13 protein-coding genes and 1 pseudogene are annotated in these 16,029 nt (G+C 71.6%); 8 read left to right on the top strand and 6 right to left on the bottom strand.

The annotated features are described in order from the left end of the window. Nucleotides 1-19: 19 nt before the first annotated feature. Nucleotides 20-565, bottom strand: a complete 546-nt coding sequence (locus M8C13_RS08145) for a hypothetical protein (protein WP_252479876.1) — start codon at nt 563-565, stop codon at nt 20-22. Nucleotides 566-602: 37 nt separating this feature from the next. On the opposite strand from M8C13_RS08145, the pseudogene M8C13_RS08140 reads away from it, so the two are divergent. Further along, nucleotides 603-1,488, top strand: a pseudogene (locus tag M8C13_RS08140) (IS5 family transposase). On the opposite strand, the gene M8C13_RS08135 reads toward M8C13_RS08140, so the two are convergent. Then, nucleotides 1,472-2,140, bottom strand: coding sequence for an aminotransferase class I/II-fold pyridoxal phosphate-dependent enzyme (locus M8C13_RS08135; RefSeq protein ID WP_252479875.1), 669 nt, complete (start codon nt 2,138-2,140; stop codon nt 1,472-1,474). The pseudogene M8C13_RS08140 and the gene M8C13_RS08135 sit on opposite strands and share 17 nt — an antisense overlap. 75 nt (nt 2,141-2,215) lie before the next feature. Here M8C13_RS08135 and M8C13_RS08130 point away from each other — a divergent pair, with 75 nt between their 5' ends. From M8C13_RS08130 to M8C13_RS08120, 3 genes are all read left to right on the top strand, one after another. After that, entirely contained in the window at nt 2,216-3,130 is a 915-nt protein-coding gene (locus M8C13_RS08130) for a LysR substrate-binding domain-containing protein (protein WP_252479874.1), read from the top strand. 104 nt (nt 3,131-3,234) lie between these two features. After that, entirely contained in the window at nt 3,235-3,411 is a 177-nt protein-coding gene (locus M8C13_RS08125; protein ID WP_252479873.1) for a hypothetical protein, read from the top strand. Nucleotides 3,412-3,704: 293 nt separating this feature from the next. Then, nucleotides 3,705-5,573: a discoidin domain-containing protein gene (locus tag M8C13_RS08120; protein ID WP_252479872.1), complete on the top strand. Its 1,869-nt coding sequence runs from the start codon at nt 3,705-3,707 to the stop codon at nt 5,571-5,573. A gap of 56 nt (nt 5,574-5,629) precedes the next feature. Here the strand turns inward: M8C13_RS08120 and M8C13_RS08115 are convergent, their stop codons facing one another. The 3 genes from M8C13_RS08115 to M8C13_RS08105 form a co-directional block, all read right to left on the bottom strand. Further along, nucleotides 5,630-5,890: a hypothetical protein gene (locus M8C13_RS08115; RefSeq protein WP_252479871.1), complete on the bottom strand. Its 261-nt coding sequence runs from the start codon at nt 5,888-5,890 to the stop codon at nt 5,630-5,632. Continuing rightward, entirely contained in the window at nt 5,890-6,687 is a 798-nt protein-coding gene (locus M8C13_RS08110) for a hypothetical protein (RefSeq protein WP_252479870.1), read from the bottom strand. Before M8C13_RS08110 ends, M8C13_RS08115 begins: the two co-directional genes overlap by 1 nt. A gap of 139 nt (nt 6,688-6,826) precedes the next feature. Continuing rightward, entirely contained in the window at nt 6,827-7,429 is a 603-nt protein-coding gene (locus M8C13_RS08105) for a TetR/AcrR family transcriptional regulator (RefSeq protein ID WP_252479869.1), read from the bottom strand. A gap of 92 nt (nt 7,430-7,521) precedes the next feature. Here M8C13_RS08105 and M8C13_RS08100 point away from each other — a divergent pair, with 92 nt between their 5' ends. The 4 genes from M8C13_RS08100 to M8C13_RS08085 all read left to right on the top strand — a co-directional run bounded on the left by M8C13_RS08100 (nt 7,522) and on the right by M8C13_RS08085 (nt 14,484). Then, on the top strand, nt 7,522-9,129 hold the full coding sequence (locus M8C13_RS08100; RefSeq protein ID WP_252479868.1) for a carboxyl transferase domain-containing protein: 1,608 nt from the start codon (nt 7,522-7,524) through the stop codon (nt 9,127-9,129). A gap of 11 nt (nt 9,130-9,140) precedes the next feature. Next, entirely contained in the window at nt 9,141-11,135 is a 1,995-nt protein-coding gene (locus M8C13_RS08095) for an acetyl/propionyl/methylcrotonyl-CoA carboxylase subunit alpha (RefSeq protein WP_305883931.1), read from the top strand. Nucleotide 11,136: 1 nt separating this feature from the next. Continuing rightward, complete coding sequence (locus tag M8C13_RS08090) at nt 11,137-12,285, top strand: acyl-CoA dehydrogenase family protein (protein ID WP_252479866.1); 1,149 nt, start codon at nt 11,137-11,139, stop codon at nt 12,283-12,285. A 75-nt stretch (nt 12,286-12,360) separates the two neighbouring features. Then, complete coding sequence (locus M8C13_RS08085; RefSeq protein WP_252479865.1) at nt 12,361-14,484, top strand: NB-ARC domain-containing protein; 2,124 nt, start codon at nt 12,361-12,363, stop codon at nt 14,482-14,484. Here M8C13_RS08085 and M8C13_RS08080 read toward each other — a convergent pair whose 3' ends face one another. Beyond that, on the bottom strand, nt 14,485-15,966 hold the full coding sequence (locus tag M8C13_RS08080) for a hypothetical protein (protein ID WP_252479864.1): 1,482 nt from the start codon (nt 15,964-15,966) through the stop codon (nt 14,485-14,487). Nucleotides 15,967-16,029: the final 63 nt, after the last annotated feature.

The following is a 16,029-nucleotide window of genomic DNA, read 5'->3' as shown; positions in this document are numbered from 1 at the left end:
GGCACCGACAGCGGCCGGTTCACGGACCGTGCAGCAGGGCGCGGGTACTGGCTGAGTCGGTGACCGCGGCGGCGGCCTGGTCCATGGCGTCGTCGACGGCGGTGGCGAAGGCCTCCGGGCCGCCGATCGCGGCGATGGTCTCCGGCGGCAGGAACTTGATCAGGAGCGCGTCGGTGCCCGGCGGCAGCCCGGCGAAGTGCACGGTGAGCAGGCCGTGGTCGCGGAGCAGGGTCATGGCCAGTGCCGCGGTGGCCTCGATCGGGGCCAGCGGGCCGACCGGCTTTCGGCGGCCCAGTTCGGCGAGCACCCCGGCGCCGGGCAGGCGGGTGATGAACGGGGTCTGCTCGACCCAGTCGCCGAGGCGGGCGCGCAGGGCGGCACCGACCAGGTGGGTCTGCGCGACCAGCTCGCGGACCCGTTCCGGCCGGTAGTCCTGGAGGGTCTGCGCCACGGCGGGGTAGAGGGCGGGTCGGCACTCGCTGCCGAGCTCGAACGCGCGGGCACGGGCCAGGGCGACCAGGTCGGCGCGACCACCCAGCAGGCCGGCCCTAGGGCCTGTCCTCAAAGTGGGTGCGGGTGATCTGGTTTGATCTTCGGCTGTGGTGCGCAGGCATGAGCTGACCGATGAGCAGTGGCACGCGATCGAGCCTCTGCTGCCCGCCTCGGGCAGCAGAGGACGACCTCGGGTCGATGACCGCCGGGTCATCAACGGGATGCTGTTCAAGGCCAAGACCGGTATCTCCTGGCGTGACCTGCCCGAGCGCTACGGGCCGTGGAAGACGATCTACAACCGGTTCTGGCGCTGGTCACGCAACGGCACCCTGACCACCCTGGTCACCCAAGTGCGGGTGATCGCCGAGGCGATCGACGAACTGGACCGGGAGGTCTCGGTCGACTCCAGCATCGTGCGCGCCCACCAGCACTCCGCCGGAGCCCGCCGCATGCCGGCGACGGCGTCACACACAGGGGGCGGGCGGATTCTGCGGCGGGCACACCGAGCCAGCTGATCATGCCATCGGGCGTTCCCGCGGCGGACCCACCACCAAGATCCACCTGGCCTGCGACGGTCACGGACGACCACTCTCGATCGTGCTCACCGGCGGCCACGTCAACGACTGCACTATCTTCGAGCAGGTCATGGCCGGAGTCCGCTTCCGCAGGCCAGGACCAGGCCGACCAGCCACACGGCCGAGCCGGGTGCTGGCCGACAAGGGCTATTCCACTCGCACGATCCGCGCCCACCTCCGTCGACGCAACATTCCCGCCAGCATCCCGGAACGCCGGGACCAGCAGGCCAACCGCCAACGGCGCGGACACACCGGCGGACGCCCGCCGTCCTTCGACCGCACCGCCTACCGCCGCCGCAACGTCGTCGAACGCTGCTTCAACCGGCTCAAAGGCTTTCGTGCCATCGCCACCCGCTATGACAAGACCGCCACCTCGTTCCAGGCCATGATCGACCTGGCCACCCTCACACTCTGGCTTTGAGGACACGCCCTAGGTCCGCGCCGAGTTCCAGGGTGCGGGGCTGGCCGAGGACGGCCGGGCCGACCCGCGCGCCGCCCGCGTCATCCACCACGACCAGCGCGCCGTGCGCGTGCACCAGCTCGACCACCTGGTGCAGGTCCTCGGTGGTCAGCGCGTCGTAGGTGACGGCGAGGCGGGTGAGCGCGACCACCGAGACATCCCGTTGCGCGGCAAGGGTTTCCGCCAGCGCGGCCACGGTGGTGTCGACCAGGTGGCCGCCCGCGTCGCGGACCGCGCGGGCCACCGCGGGATGGCTGTGGCTGGGGGAGACGCCGAGCACGGTGGAGCCGGGGCGGACGGTGACCTGCATGGCCGCGTACAGGGCCGCGGTGAGGCGGTTGGTGACCAGGATGTCGTCCCGGCCGGACTCGCCGCCCAGGTGTTCCAGGCCCAGCTCGTGCAGGGGTTCGGCGTAGAGCGCGCCCGCCCACTCGTCGTCCAGGACCCAGGTGTCCAGCTCGGGCAGGTTGATGCGGCGGTCCAGGCCGCTGACGTTGTGCAGGGGCAGCGCCTCGGCGACGCGGTGCCGGATGTGGCGGCGGGCCTCGTCGAGTTTGCGCAGGTGGGCTCGGGTGTCGTGGAGGATGGCGCCGGGGGCGTACGGGAGGGTCACGGGTCCAGCAGACCCTGTGCCACGGTGGCACACAAGCTCAACAATTGACCGGATAGTGTTCGATATGGTGCACCGGTGCTGTCCCTGCCCGCCCTGCGCCTGCTGCACGAGCTGCGCCGCCGGGGCACCCTGACCGCGGCCGCGCAGGCGCTGCACCTGAGCCGGTCCGCGGCCAGCCACCAGCTCGCCGCGCTGCAACGGGCCGCCGGGGTCGCGCTGACCGAGAAGGTGGGCCGCACGCTGCGTTTCACCGAGGCCGGTCTGCTGCTGGCCGGGCACGCCGAGCGGGTGCTGCACGAGCTGGAGGAGGCGGGCACGGTCGCCGAGCGGGTCAGGGGCGACCCGTCGGGCGTGATCCGGATCGGCGCGGTGCAGACCATCGCCGCCGGCGTGCTGCCCGGCGTGCTCACCGACCTGGCCGCCGAGCACCCGCGCCTGCGCGTGGAAGCCGCGCACGTCACCACCGAGGAGGCCCAGGACGCGGTGCCCGCCGGCCGGCTCGACCTGGCCGTGGTCTCCTCCTACGACAGCGCCCCGCTGACCATGAAACCCGGCACCCACACCGAAGTCCTGTTCCGCGACCCGGTCCGGCTGGCCCTGCCCGCCGGTCACCGCCTGGCCAGGCGCTCCGGCGTGGTGCGGATCGCCGAGCTGGCCGGGGAACGCTGGATCGCGGGGGAGGCGGGCAGCTACTTCGGCAGGTTGGTGCCCGCGCTGTGCCACCGCGCCGGGTTCACCCCGGACATCCTGCACCGGACCAGCGATGTGGCGGTGCTGGCGGCGTTCGTGACGGCGGGGCACGGGGTGGCCTGCGTGCCCGCGATCGCGGACCTGGCCCGGGGGCCGGGGATGGTGACGGTGGGCATCGACGCGGAGGACGCGGGGCGGGACATCGTGGTGCTGCTGCGCGAGGGCAGCCGGGGGCGGCCTGCGGTGCAGGTCGCGCTGGCGGCGCTGCGTCGGCACCGGTTGGCAGAGAGCGCTCTCTAGTCAGCGGGCCGAGTTCAGCCCTCGGCGTCGAGGCCGGACCCGTTGCCCTGACCAGGATCGGCCGGGTCGAGTGCGGGCGGAAAAACTCGATCAGGGTGAAGTCCGTGTTGTCGTCGACCTCCTTGGTCCGGCACCGCGGCCCTCGGCTGGCAGGCGGACTGGCCGCTGGTGATGGCCGGGTCATCGACCTCGACGCGCACCGAGCCCGCGCGACCGTCGGCGGCCTGGAGCTGAGCTTCCGCGGTGTGGTTCCTGGCCTGCGGCCTCCGCGGTGCCGGTGATCCGGATGGCCGGGGCCTCGGCACAGGAACTCGCGCAGCAGGGTTTCCAGTTGCCGGGAGTGCGGGCCGCTTGGTGCCCCGGAGCGGTGCGACCGCTGGCGGCGCGGCCAGGGCGGGCGGCGGTGAGTCGTGCACGAGGTCAGCGGTGCCAGCGCGGCCAGGGCACAAGCGTGTATCGCGCGCTGGGTCGGGACGGGCGATTGACAGCCAGGTAAATCGTTCTAGTCTGACATCGGAGAGAGCGCTCTCACGCCGCCAGCTGACAGCCCTCCCTGAAGTTGCGAGGTGGCGCCATGCGCGCACAACACCGTTCCCTGGCGCGACGACTGCTCATCGCCCCACTGGTCGCCGCCCTGTTCGGCACCGCCCTCATCCCCGCGGCGCAGGCCGCGCCCGAACCCGGCTGGGACCAGGACTGGGCCGCGGCGGCACTGGCGGTCAACCCCGCCGCGGCCACCGCTTCCGGTTCGGAGAACCCGGACTTCGCGCCGGGCAAGGCCATCGACAACAACCCCGGCACCCGCTGGGCCAGCAACCCCGCCGACGACGCCTGGCTGCGCATCGACCTGGGCACCAGCATCCGCATCAGCCAGGTGCAACTGGTGTGGGAGGCCGCCTTCGGCCGCCGCTACGCGCTGGAGGTCTCCGGCAACGGCAGTGACTGGCGGCCCTTCTACACCGAGAACGCGGGCACCGGCGGCACCACGAACGTGCACACCTACCCGCGCGAGGTGGTCGGCCGGCACCTGCGGCTGCGCGGCATCGAACGCGCGACCCCGTACGGCTACTCGCTGTTCTCGGTGGTGGTCAAGGGCGGCGTGCCCGCACCGGCAAGCGCCACCGAGCGGAACCTGGCGCTGCACCACCTGGTCTTCGGCGACTACTACCAGCACGCCGGGAACTCGCCCGCCTTCGCGGTGGACGGCGGCTACCCGGAGAACCTGCGGGATGACGCCACCCGCTGGTCCAGCGACTGGAACGCCAACCGCTGGCTCGGCGTGGACCTGGGCGCGACCGCGCGGATCAACCGGGTCGAGCTGTACTGGCAGGCCGCCTACGCGGTGGACTACGCCCTCGAAGTCTCCGCGGACAACCGGAACTGGCGGCAGGTCTACCGGCCCTCGGCCAGTGAGGTGGCCGCGCGGCGGGCCGATGTGAAGCCGCCCGGTGAGGCGGTCGGCCGGATCGACCGGGTGAACCTGGGCGCCGACGCCCGCTACATCCGGATGCGCGGCATCGAGCGGCGGTCCTTCTACAACCCCGCGCCGCACACCGCGCAGTTCGGCTACTCGCTCTACGAGTTCCAGGTCTGGGGCACCGGCGGCAGTGCCGCGGCCCGCTACCCGGACGCGCCGCCCAGCCCCGGTGGCACGTACCAGACCACGTTCTTCGACGACTTCACCGGCGCGGCGCTGGACCGGAACCGGTGGCGGGTGCAGCGCACCGGGGCGACCTTCAACCCGGTCAACGGCGAGGCCCAGGCCTACGTCGACTCGCCGGAGAACATCAGTGTGCGCAACGGTTCCCTGGAGCTGACCGCGCGCTGGCAGCCGGGGTTCACCACGCCCGACGGCGGCAAGTTCGACTTCACCTCCGGCCGGATCGACACCAATACCAAGCACGACTTCACCTACGGCCGGATCAGCGCCAGGGTGAAGATGCCGGTGGGTGACGGCTACTGGCCGGCGTTCTGGTTGCTGGGCAGCGATGTGGACGATCCCAACGTGGGCTGGCCCGCCAGCGGGGAGACCGACATCCTGGAGAACATCGGCTACGGCAACTGGGTCAGCGCGGCGATGCACGGCCCCGGCTACTCCGCCGACGGCAACATCGGCAAGACCGAGTACTTCCCGGCTGGTGGCAGCGCGGACCAGTGGCACGTCTACTCGGCCGAGTGGACCCCGCAGCACATCGCGTTCTCCCTGGACGGCCGGGAGTACCACCGGATCACCAGGGACCACGTGGAGTCGCTGCGCGGGCAGTGGGTCTTCGACAAGAACCAGTACGTGATCCTGAACTTCGCGCTCGGCGGGGCCTATCCCGCCGGGCACAACAAGGTGACCCAGCCGTACTGGGGGCTGCCGCAGTCCAGTGTGGACCGGGTGCGCACCAGCGAGATCAAGACCGAGGTGGACTGGGTGCGGGTGGAACAACGACGTTGACCCGCGCCATGGTGGGGCGGGCAGCGCCCGATGCGCGCCGCCCGCCCCACCCCCGGTCAGCGGACCGGGTGCCAGTCCGCCTCGCGGAGCTGGACCACGTCGCCGATCAGCCCGTGCCGGTCCGTGTTGCCGGGGCCGGGCACGATGGTCACCACCCCGGTCACCTCCACGGTCAGCCCGGCGGCGGCGCCCCAATTGGACAGCCCGGCCACGTACACCGGCGGTTCTCCGTCGCGGAGGAGAACCGCGCCCGCGTGCGCGTTGCCCGCGGTGCCGCGGAGGCGGACGGTTTTCCCAGCCTGGTCGGCGAGGTTCATCAGACCTTCTTCGCGAATGCCACGGTGAACACCTGGCGGTCGAAGTCCAACAGGTCCCGCGAATAGTAGTCGAAAGTGCTCTGGAATACCTTCATGCCCGGTTCGGCGTGGTTCGCGTGCCACCAGTTCTTGGTGTTCTCGTCGTACCAGCCGTAGTCGAAGTTGACATAACCGGGGCGGGCGGCATAACGGTAGGAGTTCATGTCCACCTGGCCGCGCGCATTCGGCCGGTACATCTTCGCGGCGAACTCATCGGTCCAGTCCGGGTGCTGCTTCGAGTAGAACCGCTTGGAGAAGATGGCCGCGGTCAGCTCGCCGGTGTCCAGGTCGCGGGGGAGGGCGCGCTGCACGTTCTCCAGCTTGCTCAGCAGCGGGTGGGCGCGCACGGCGGCGGCGTACTGGGCGGCGCTGGGCCGGGACTTGATGATCTCGTTGAGCGCGGCCTGCACCTCGCGGGCCTTGCCGAAGGTGCCGAAGGACAGGCCGAGCGGCGGGTTGCCGACGTCGGCGCGCTCCAGGTTGACCACGGTGACGCCGATGCAGCCGCGGGCCAGGTTGGCGCGCTCGTCGGCGGTCATCGGGCGGCCGTGGAAGGTCTCCCACGCCTTGATGTAGTCGGCGACCTTCCAGGTCTTGGACTCGACGCCGGGTTTGAGTGGCGGGGCGATCGGCAGGCCGACGATCGAGACCGCGGCGGTGGGGGCGGGCGCCGCGGTGGCGGCGGCCGTACCCGGGATGAGCAGACCCAGACCGAGCGCGGCGGCGGTCAGGGTGCGGACCAGCACGGAATTTCTCACGGCTCGAAAGCTAGGAATTCGCAACGATTGCGGTCAAACAGTTGTGACCGCACTCATGCGGTTTTTCCCGAATGGAGCAGGGAACAACGTTTGTTCTTATTTCGGACAGCTCGCGTTACAGTGGGAAAAGCGATCCCGCTCACTTCCCGGACAACGTGCCCGGGGTGGTGAGCGCGGCCAGCGCCATTCGGTGCAGCAGGCCGGCCATCGCGGCGCGGTCCAGGTGTGCGCTGTGCGGGGTGGAGTTGAGCAAGCCGAAGACCGCGTGCGCGGCGGCGCGGGCGGCCGGTTCGTCGTCCAGGCCGGGCACCGCCTGCACGATCACCCGCACCCAGACCTCGACGTAGCGGCGTTGCAGGGCGCGGACCTGGCGGCGGTCGGCCTCGGCCAGGTTGCCCAGGTTGCGCTCGTGCACGGTGATCAGCGCGCGGTTGTCCAGCGCGAAGTCCAGCTGCCAGCCGATCAGGGCGTTGAGCGCGGACTCCGGGTCCGGCGCGGCGGCCACCCTGGCCCCGCCGCCATCCAGGAGCTTCTGGCTGATGTCCACCAGCATCTCCCCGAGCATGGCGTCCTTGCTGCGGAAATGCCGGTAGACGCCGGGGCCGCTGATGCCCACCGCGGAGCCGATGTCGTCGATGCCGACGCCGTGGAAGCCGTGCCGGGCGAAGAGCTCGGCCGCCGCGGCCAGCAGTTGTTCGCGACGGGTCGGCCCACTCTGCCGGGTGGCTGCGCTCGACGTCATAGGGGTGATACTAGCGCCGAAGGTTAGCGAGCGTTAACATCGTGGGAGACCGTGTTAACGGCCGTTAACTTTCAACGAGGAGAGTCCGGCACATGGACGTCCTGCGCAGCGCCGCAGATCCGACCGCGGAGAGTTTCAAGCGCGCCGTCGAGGAGCACACCGCGCTGTCCGCCGACCTGCGCGACCAGCTGGCCCAGGCGCGCAAGGGCGGCCCGGAGCGCGCCCGGCAGCGGCACGTCGAACGCGGCAAGCTGCTGCCGCGCGACCGCGTCGACTCGCTGGTCGACCCCGGCTCGCCGTTCCTGGAGCTGTCCCCGCTGGCCGCGCACGGCATGTACGACGGCGAGGCCCCGGCCGCGGGCATCATCACCGGTGTCGGCCGGATCTCCGGGCGCGAGTGCGTGATCGTGGCCAACGACGCCACCGTCAAGGGCGGCACCTACTACCCGATGACGGTCAAGAAGCACCTGCGCGCCCAGGAAGTGGCGCTGCACAACAACCTGCCCTGCGTGTACCTGGTCGACTCCGGCGGCGCGTTCCTGCCCCGCCAGGACGAGGTGTTCCCCGACCGCGAGCACTTCGGCCGGATCTTCTACAACCAGGCCACCATGTCCGGCCGGGGCATCCCGCAGATCGCCGCGGTGCTCGGCTCCTGCACCGCCGGCGGGGCCTACGTCCCGGCGATGAGCGATGAAGCGGTGATCGTGCGCAACCAGGGCACGATCTTCCTCGGTGGCCCGCCGCTGGTGAAGGCGGCCACCGGCGAGGTGGTCACCGCCGAGGAACTGGGCGGCGGCGAGCTGCATTCGCGCACCTCCGGCGTCACCGACCACCTGGCCGAGGACGACGCGCACGCGCTGCAGATCGTCCGGTCCATTGTGGACACCCTCGGCCCGCGCCAGCCCCAGCCGTGGCGGATCGAGCCGAGCGAGGAGCCCCTCGCTGACCCCGCCGAGCTCTACGGCGTGGTGCCGGTGGACAGCCGCACCCCCTACGACGTGCGCGAGGTGATCGCGCGGATCGTGGACGGCAGCAAGTTCCACGAGTTCAAGCGCGAGTACGGGCAGACCCTGGTCACCGGGTTCGCCCGCATCCACGGCCACCCGGTCGGGATCGTGGCCAACAACGGCATCCTCTTCGGCGAGTCCGCGATCAAGGGCGCGCACTTCATCCAGCTCTGCGACCAGCGACAGACCCCGCTGGTGTTCCTGCAGAACATCTCCGGGTTCATGGTCGGCCGCGAGTACGAGGCGGGCGGCATCGCCAAACACGGCGCGAAGATGGTCACCGCGGTGGCCTGCGCGCGGGTGCCCAAGTTCACCATGATCATCGGTGGCTCCTTCGGCGCGGGCAACTACTCGATGTGCGGCCGGGCCTACTCGCCGCGGTTCCTCTGGATGTGGCCGAACGCGCGGATCTCGGTGATGGGCGGCGAACAGGCCGCCTCGGTGCTGGCCGCCGTGCGCCGGGACCAGTTCGAGGCCAAGGGTCAGGACTGGTCCGCCGAGGACGAGCAGGCGTTCAAGGACCCGATCCGGGCCCAGTACGAGGACCAGGGCCACCCGTACTACTCCACCGCCCGGCTGTGGGACGACGGCGTGATCGACCCCGCCGACACCCGCACCGTGCTCGGACTCGCCCTCTCCGCCGCCGCCAACGCGCCGATCGAGCCCACGGGCTACGGCGTTTTCCGAATGTGAGGCAGTTGACCATGTTCGACACCGTCCTGGTCGCCAACCGCGGCGAGATCGCGGTCCGGGTGATCGACACGTTGCGGCGCATGGGCATCCGCTCGGTCGCGGTGTACAGCGACGCCGACGCTGGTGCCCGGCACGTGCGGGAAGCCGACGTCGCGGTGCGCATCGGCCCGGCCGCCGCGCGGGAGAGCTACCTGTCCATCGAGCGGATCATCAACGCGGCCAGGGAAACCGGCGCGCAGGCCGTGCACCCCGGCTACGGCTTCCTGGCCGAGAACACCGCCTTCGCCACCGCCTGCGCCGAGGCCGGGCTGGTCTTCATCGGCCCGCCGCCGGCCGCGATCGAGGCCATGGGTGACAAGATCCGGGCCAAGCAGACCGTCTCGGCCGCCGGGGTGCCCGTGGTGCCCGGCCGCAGCGAGCCCGGCCTGACCGACGCCGACCTGATCGAGGCCGCGGCCGAGGTCGGTTTCCCGGTGCTGCTCAAGCCTTCCGCCGGTGGCGGCGGCAAGGGCATGCGGCTGGTCACTGAGACCGCGGGGCTGGCCGAGGCGATTGCCAGCGCCCGCCGGGAGGCGCGCGGCTCCTTCGGCGACGACACACTGCTGCTGGAGCGGTTCGTGCAGCGGCCCCGGCACATCGAGATCCAGGTGCTGGCCGACAACCACGGCACCGTGCTGCACCTGGGCGAACGCGAGTGCAGCCTGCAACGGCGGCACCAGAAGATCGTGGAAGAGGCGCCCTCGCCGCTGCTGGATGAGGAAACCCGGCAGCGGATGGGCGCGGCGGCGGCCGAGGCCGCGCGCTCGGTGGGCTACACCGGCGCGGGCACCGTGGAGTTCATCGTCTCCGCGGACGCCCCCGACGAGTTCTTCTTCATGGAGATGAACACCCGGCTCCAGGTCGAGCACCCGGTCACCGAGCTGGTCACCGGCCTGGACCTGGTGGAGTGGCAGCTGCGGGTGGCGGCGGGGGAGAAGCTCGCACTGTCCCAAAAGGACGTTGAGCTGACCGGGCACGCGGTGGAGGCGCGGATCTACGCCGAGGACCCGGCCCGCGGCTTCCTGCCCACCGGCGGCACCGTGCTGGTGCTGCGCGAACCCGGCGACCGGGTGCGGGTGGACTCGGCGCTGCTGCCCGGCAGCGCGGTCGGCAGCGACTACGACCCGATGCTGGCCAAGTACATCGCGCACGGCCGGGACCGGGCCGAGGCCATCCGGCGGCTGCGCGACGCGCTGGCCAACTCGGTGCTGCTCGGCGTCACCACCAACATCCCGTTCCTGCTCGCCCTGCTGGCCGATGAGGACGTGGCCGCCGGACGGCTGGACACCGGGCTGGTGGAGCGCAAGCTGGACAAGCTCACCGAATCCGAGGTGCCGCAGGAGGTCTACGCGGCCGCGGCGCTGGAACGGTTGCTGGCACTGGAACCCAGCGGTCCCGCCGACCCGTGGGACGTGCCCGGCGGCTGGCGGATCGGCGAGCCGGCCTGGGCCAGCTGGCAGATCGAGACCGCGGGGCAGGAACCGGTCGAGGTCAAGGTCCGCGGCCGCGCGCACAACGCCGAAGTCGTGGTCGGCGAAGGAGATCCCGAGCCCGCCAGCGCCTCGGCCACGGTCGACGCCGACGGCGCGGTCCGGCTCACCCTGTCCTACCGGGGCCGCACCACCAGGTTCACCACCGTCCGCAGTGGACAGTCCAGCTGGCTGGCCGCGGATGGCAACACCTACCAGCTCACCGAGACCGAGAAGTTGGCCGCCGCCCGGCACGAGGCCCCCGGCGGGCGTGGTGGACCGGTCACCAGCCCGATGCCCGGCACCGTGCTGGTGGTCAAGGTCTCCCAGGGCGAGGCCGTCACCGCGGGCCAGCCCCTGATCATCGTCGAGGCCATGAAGATGGAGCACACCATCACCGCCCCGGTGGACGGCCTCGTCAGCGAACTACGGGTGCGGCCCGGCCAACAGGTCGGTCTGGACCAGGCCCTTGCCGTCGTTACTCCCCAGGAGGGATGAGATGTTGGAGCAGCTGAGCGAGGAGTACGAGGCCCTCCGCAAGACGGTCGCCGAGTTCGCCAGGGACGAGGTCGCCCCGGTCATCGGGGAGTTCTACGAGAACTGCGAGTTCCCGTACGAGATCGTGCGCAAGATGGGCCAGATGGGCCTGTTCGGCCTGCCCTTCCCGGAGGCCGACGGCGGCATGGGCGGCGACTACTTCGCGCTCTGCCTGGCCCTGGAGGAACTGGCCAGGGTGGACTCCTCGGTGGCGATCACCCTGGAGGCCGGGGTCTCCCTTGGCGCCATGCCGATCCACCGCTTCGGCACCCCGGAGCAGAAGGCGGAGTGGCTGCCCAGGCTGTGCACCGCCGAACAGCTGGGCGCCTTCGGCCTCACCGAGCCCGGCAGCGGCTCGGACGCCTCCGGCATGCGCACCACCGCCAAGCTGGACGGCGACGAGTGGGTGATCAACGGCAGCAAGGCCTTCATCACCAACTCCGGCACCGACCTCACCGGCTTCGTCACCGTCGCCGCGGTCACCGGCAAGAAACCCGATGGCCGCAAGGAGATCTCCACCATCATCGTGCCCTCCGGCACCCCCGGCTTCACCGTGGCCAAGAAGTACTCCAAGGTCGGCTGGAACGCCAGCGACACCCACGAACTGTCCTTTGAGGACGTTCGAGTGCCTGCCAAGAACCTGCTCGGCGAGCGCGGCCGCGGCTACGCCCAGTTCCTGCAGACCCTGGACGAGGGCCGGATCGCCATCGCCGCGCTGTCGGTGGGCCTGGCCCAGGGCTGCGTGGACGAGTCGGTGCGCTACGCCGGCGAGCGCGAGGCCTTCGGCCAGAAGATCGGCGAGTACCAGGCCATCCAGTTCAAGATCGCCGACATGGAGGCCCGCGCGCACACCTCGCGACTGGCCTACCACCACGCCGCGGCCAAGATGCTGCGCGGCGAGCCCTTCAAGAAGGAAGCCGCCATCGCCAAGCTGGTGGCCAGCAACGCGGCCATGGACAACGCCCGCGACGCCACCCAGGTCTTCGGCGGCTACGGATTCATGAACGAGTACCCGGTGGGCCGGTTCTACCGGGACGCGAAGATCCTGGAGATCGGCGAGGGCACCAGCGAGGTCCAGCGCATGCTGATCGCCCGGCAGCTGGGCTTGTAGGTCAGACAGCGCGGCACCCGCCGGGTCCAGTACCGTGATCGTCACGCTACGTGAGGCGACTGACGGGGGTGGACCGTGCGCGGGGACGGGGTGCGGAACGAGCTGAGCGGCTCGGCGGGCAACGTCGTGCAGGCCAGGGACATCGGCCAGGTCATCCTCGCCGCGCGCGAACGCCCGCAGGCCGTGCCCGCGCTCGCGCCGTCACCCCCGGAGCCGTTCACCAACCGCGAGGTGGAGCTGGCGCGGTTGTACGCGCTGGCTGACATGCCGGTCGGCGACCGGACCCGGCCGCCGGTGGCGGCGTTGCGCGGCATGCCCGGGGTGGGCAAGTCCGCGTTGCTGCGCCAGGCCGCTTGGCAGCTGCGCGAGCGGTTCCCGGATGGCGTGCTGCACGTCCAGTACGGCCAGGAGGGCAACTCGCCCGCCGAGGCGGTGGCCCGCTTCCTGGCCGCGTTGAGCGTGCCCGAGGCCCTGATCCCCTCGGGGTTCCAGGCCAGGGTGGATCTGTACCGCTCGCTGACCGCCGGGTCGCGCATGATCGTGGTGTTCGACGAGGTGCGGGAGGCGGCGCAGGTCAGCGCGCTGCTGCCGCTCTCGCCGGCCAGTCTGGTGCTGGTGGCGGCCGGGCGGCCGGAGCCGCTGGAGGAGCTGCACCTGGACGGCGCGGTGGACCTGCCGGTGCACCCGCTGAGCACCGAACACGGCGTCAGCCTGGTCGCCAACGTGTGCGGGGCCGAGCGGGTGGCCGGGCAACGCGCCGATGTGGTCGATCTGGTGGAGGTCTGCGGCGGGCTGCCGCTGGCACTGGGCGTGGCCGCGGCCTGGTTGAAAACGCGGCCACACCTGGATGTCCGGCAACTGGTCGACGACCTGCGCGAGACCGACCGCGACCCAGGCGAGGCCTCGGCCGAGCGGTCCGCCCGCGCGAAGGTCTTCGCCATGTTCGACCTGGCCTACGCCGACCTGCCCGCACGGTTGCGCCAGCTCTACCGGTTGCTGGGCGTGCTGGTGGGTGCGCACTTCGGGGCCGATGTGCTGGCCGCGATGGCGGAGCTGCCGGTGCGGGAGGTCCGCCGCGAGCTGGACACGTTGTGCCAGAACGGAATGGTGCAGCAGGAGTCCGGCGGGGTGTACCGGCTGCACCGCCTGGTGCGTGTGCACGCCCTGCGCAAGGCCGCCGCGGAGACGGACGAAGGCGAACGCGTTGCCGCGCTGCGCCGCGCGGTCGACTGCTGGCTGCGCACCGCCGTGGCCGCGGATGTGGCGATCAAGGGCGTGCAGTCGCTGCGGGTGACCGACCCCGCGACGATTCTCGGCGCCGAGCCGGTGGAGGTTCCGGCGCAGGCCGCCATGGCCTGGCTGCGGCGCGAGCAGCCCAACCTGCTGGAAGTGATGGACGCCGCCGCTGAGCAGGGCTGGCATCTTGAGGTGTGCCAACTGTTCGAGGCGCTGTTCGCCCTCTTCGACGCCACCAAACCGTTGGCGGCCTGGGTGCGCGCGGGCAAGCGGGCGGTCGAGTCCGCCGTGGCGGCCGGGCTCACCGCGCACGAGGTGCGTTGCCGCTGCCTGCTGGCCAAGGCTTATCAGGAGCTGGGCCGTTTCGCTGAGGCCCATGAACAGCTCGACCGGGCACGCGAGCTGGCCGGGAGCTGCGGGGAACGGCTGCTGGCCTCCACTGAGGACTTCACCGGAAACGTGTTGCTGCGTGAGGGAAAACCGGTCGAGGCGCTGGTGCGGTTCCGGCTCGCGCTGGAGATCAACGAGCGACTGCGGCGGGTCCGCGGCACCGCGATGATGAGCATGATGGTCGGCCGTGCGCTGGGCCTGCTCGGCGAGCACGAGGAAGCGCTGGCCGCGTTCGCCCGCGCCCGGTCGCTGGTGGCAGGGACCGACGCCGAGTCGATCCTGCCGAAGATCGTGCTCAGCACCGCGGGCGTGCTCGCCGCCGCCGGTGCGGACCAGGACGCCGAACGCGCCTTCGCCGAAGCGCTGGAGATCGCCGAGCAGCGCGAGGCCACCGCGCCGGCCGCGGATGCGCTGCTGGGACTTGCCGAACTCGCCGAACGGCGGGGCGAGCGCGAGTCCGGCCTCGGCTTCCGGCGACGGGCCGCCGCGCTGTTCCAGCGGATGGGGGTGCCGGACTCGGTGCACGCCACCCGCACCGCCTGGCTGCTCGCCGGACTGCCGCCGACCGGGTGATCAGCGCAGCAGGCCGGAGCTCGCCCCGGCCTGGATGGTCAGCTTCCCGGCCGGTTCGCCGCTCAGCAGCCACCGGTACAACGCCGAGCCCGCCACCGAACGCGGCACGGTGGCGTGCCGGGCCAGGACCCGGCCGTCCCGCAGGCAGGCCACGATCGCACCGGGTTCGACCTCGGTCACCGCGATCCGGGCACCGGGCCAGCGCCGCAGCGTTTCCTGACCCCAGCTGGTGGCCTCCGCCATGCCGCGGTGCCGGTCCGCGCTCCAGATGACCGGGGCCCGTTCGAGCAGTTCCGGGTCGGCCGCGTGCTCGCTGACCGCGAGGTGCCCCGGGGCATCCGGCAGGCCGGGCACCACCGGGTAGCGGCACAGGCGCACTCCATTGGCGTGAACCCGGAGCGCGTCGGGCTCGGTCACCGTCACCACCGGGGCCGGTAGAGGTTGGGCAAGCGCCTGCCACGGCGGTTCCGGGAGTTCCAGCAGCGCGTACATCCGGGTGCGCAACAGCGCCGCCGCTTGGCCGGGTGCGCCGAAGATCGAGGAGGCGATGTCCCGCTCGGCGCCGCGGGCGAGCGCCCGTTCGACCTGTAACTCCAGTGGCTGGTCGACGTGCAGCCGGGGCGTGCGCTGCCGGAGGTCGTCCATCGGTGAACCGGCGATGACCTCCGGACCGCCGTCAGCCGCCAGTAGCAACGGTTTGCCCGCTCCGGCGGCGTAGCTGGTGAGCGAGCCGTGGTCGGAGATCACCAGGCTGGCGGCCACGATCGCGGCCTGCCAGCCCTGCTCGGGCGGGACCACCACGAGTCCGGCGTCCGTGGCGCGGCGCAGCCAGGACCACACCTGCAACGCGCCGTGGCGGGCCCAGACATTGGGGTGCAACACCAGCGCGCACCGGTAGCGGTCCGCGCACAACGCGGCGGTGAGCTGTGCGGGCAGGTCGCGGTGGCGGCCGAACAGCGAGTGCTCGCCCCAGGTGGAACAGAGCAGGACGAGCTCGCGGCCCTCGGCGGCGAGGGCGGCCAGGTACTGGCGCCGCCGGGGTGCGCTGACCCGGATGCGGTCCAGGCAGGGATCGCCGGCGACCAGGGTGCGGGGCAGCAGGCGGGGTTCGACCGAGGCGATCACCGCGAGCTGGTCCTGGTGCGCGACCACCAGGGTGTCGGGGATGAGCCGGTCGCGGTGCACCAGGGCCGAGCGCCGCAGTCCGGAGATCGCGGCAGGTTCGCTGGGGGAGCGGCGGTGGTAGCCGACGCCGTGCGGGAGCAGCACAAGCGGCGCGCGAATGCGGTGCAGCTCGCCGTTGTCGCTGGCGGCCAGGGCGAGGTCGAACCGGCGGGTGAGGGCGGTGTCCCAGTCCAGGAGCCGGGCGTCCCGCTCGGTGAGGTGCGCGCGGATGCGGTGGGAGAAGGCGGAACCGTGGTCGACGGCGAAGGTCACCGCCACGCGCGGGTCAGCGAGCAGCAGGGGGAGGACGTCCCACATGCGGTTGAGTACGGCGGGGTTGCGGGCCGCGACGAGGACCTCACGTTCGGGACGGACGGTGTC

Source organism: Crossiella sp. SN42, from assembly GCF_023897065.1.
In the GTDB taxonomy this organism is placed as follows: Bacteria; Actinomycetota; Actinomycetes; order Mycobacteriales; family Pseudonocardiaceae; genus Crossiella.
Note: the sequence above shows the minus strand (reverse complement) of the source record. Positions and strands in the feature narration are given on the sequence as shown.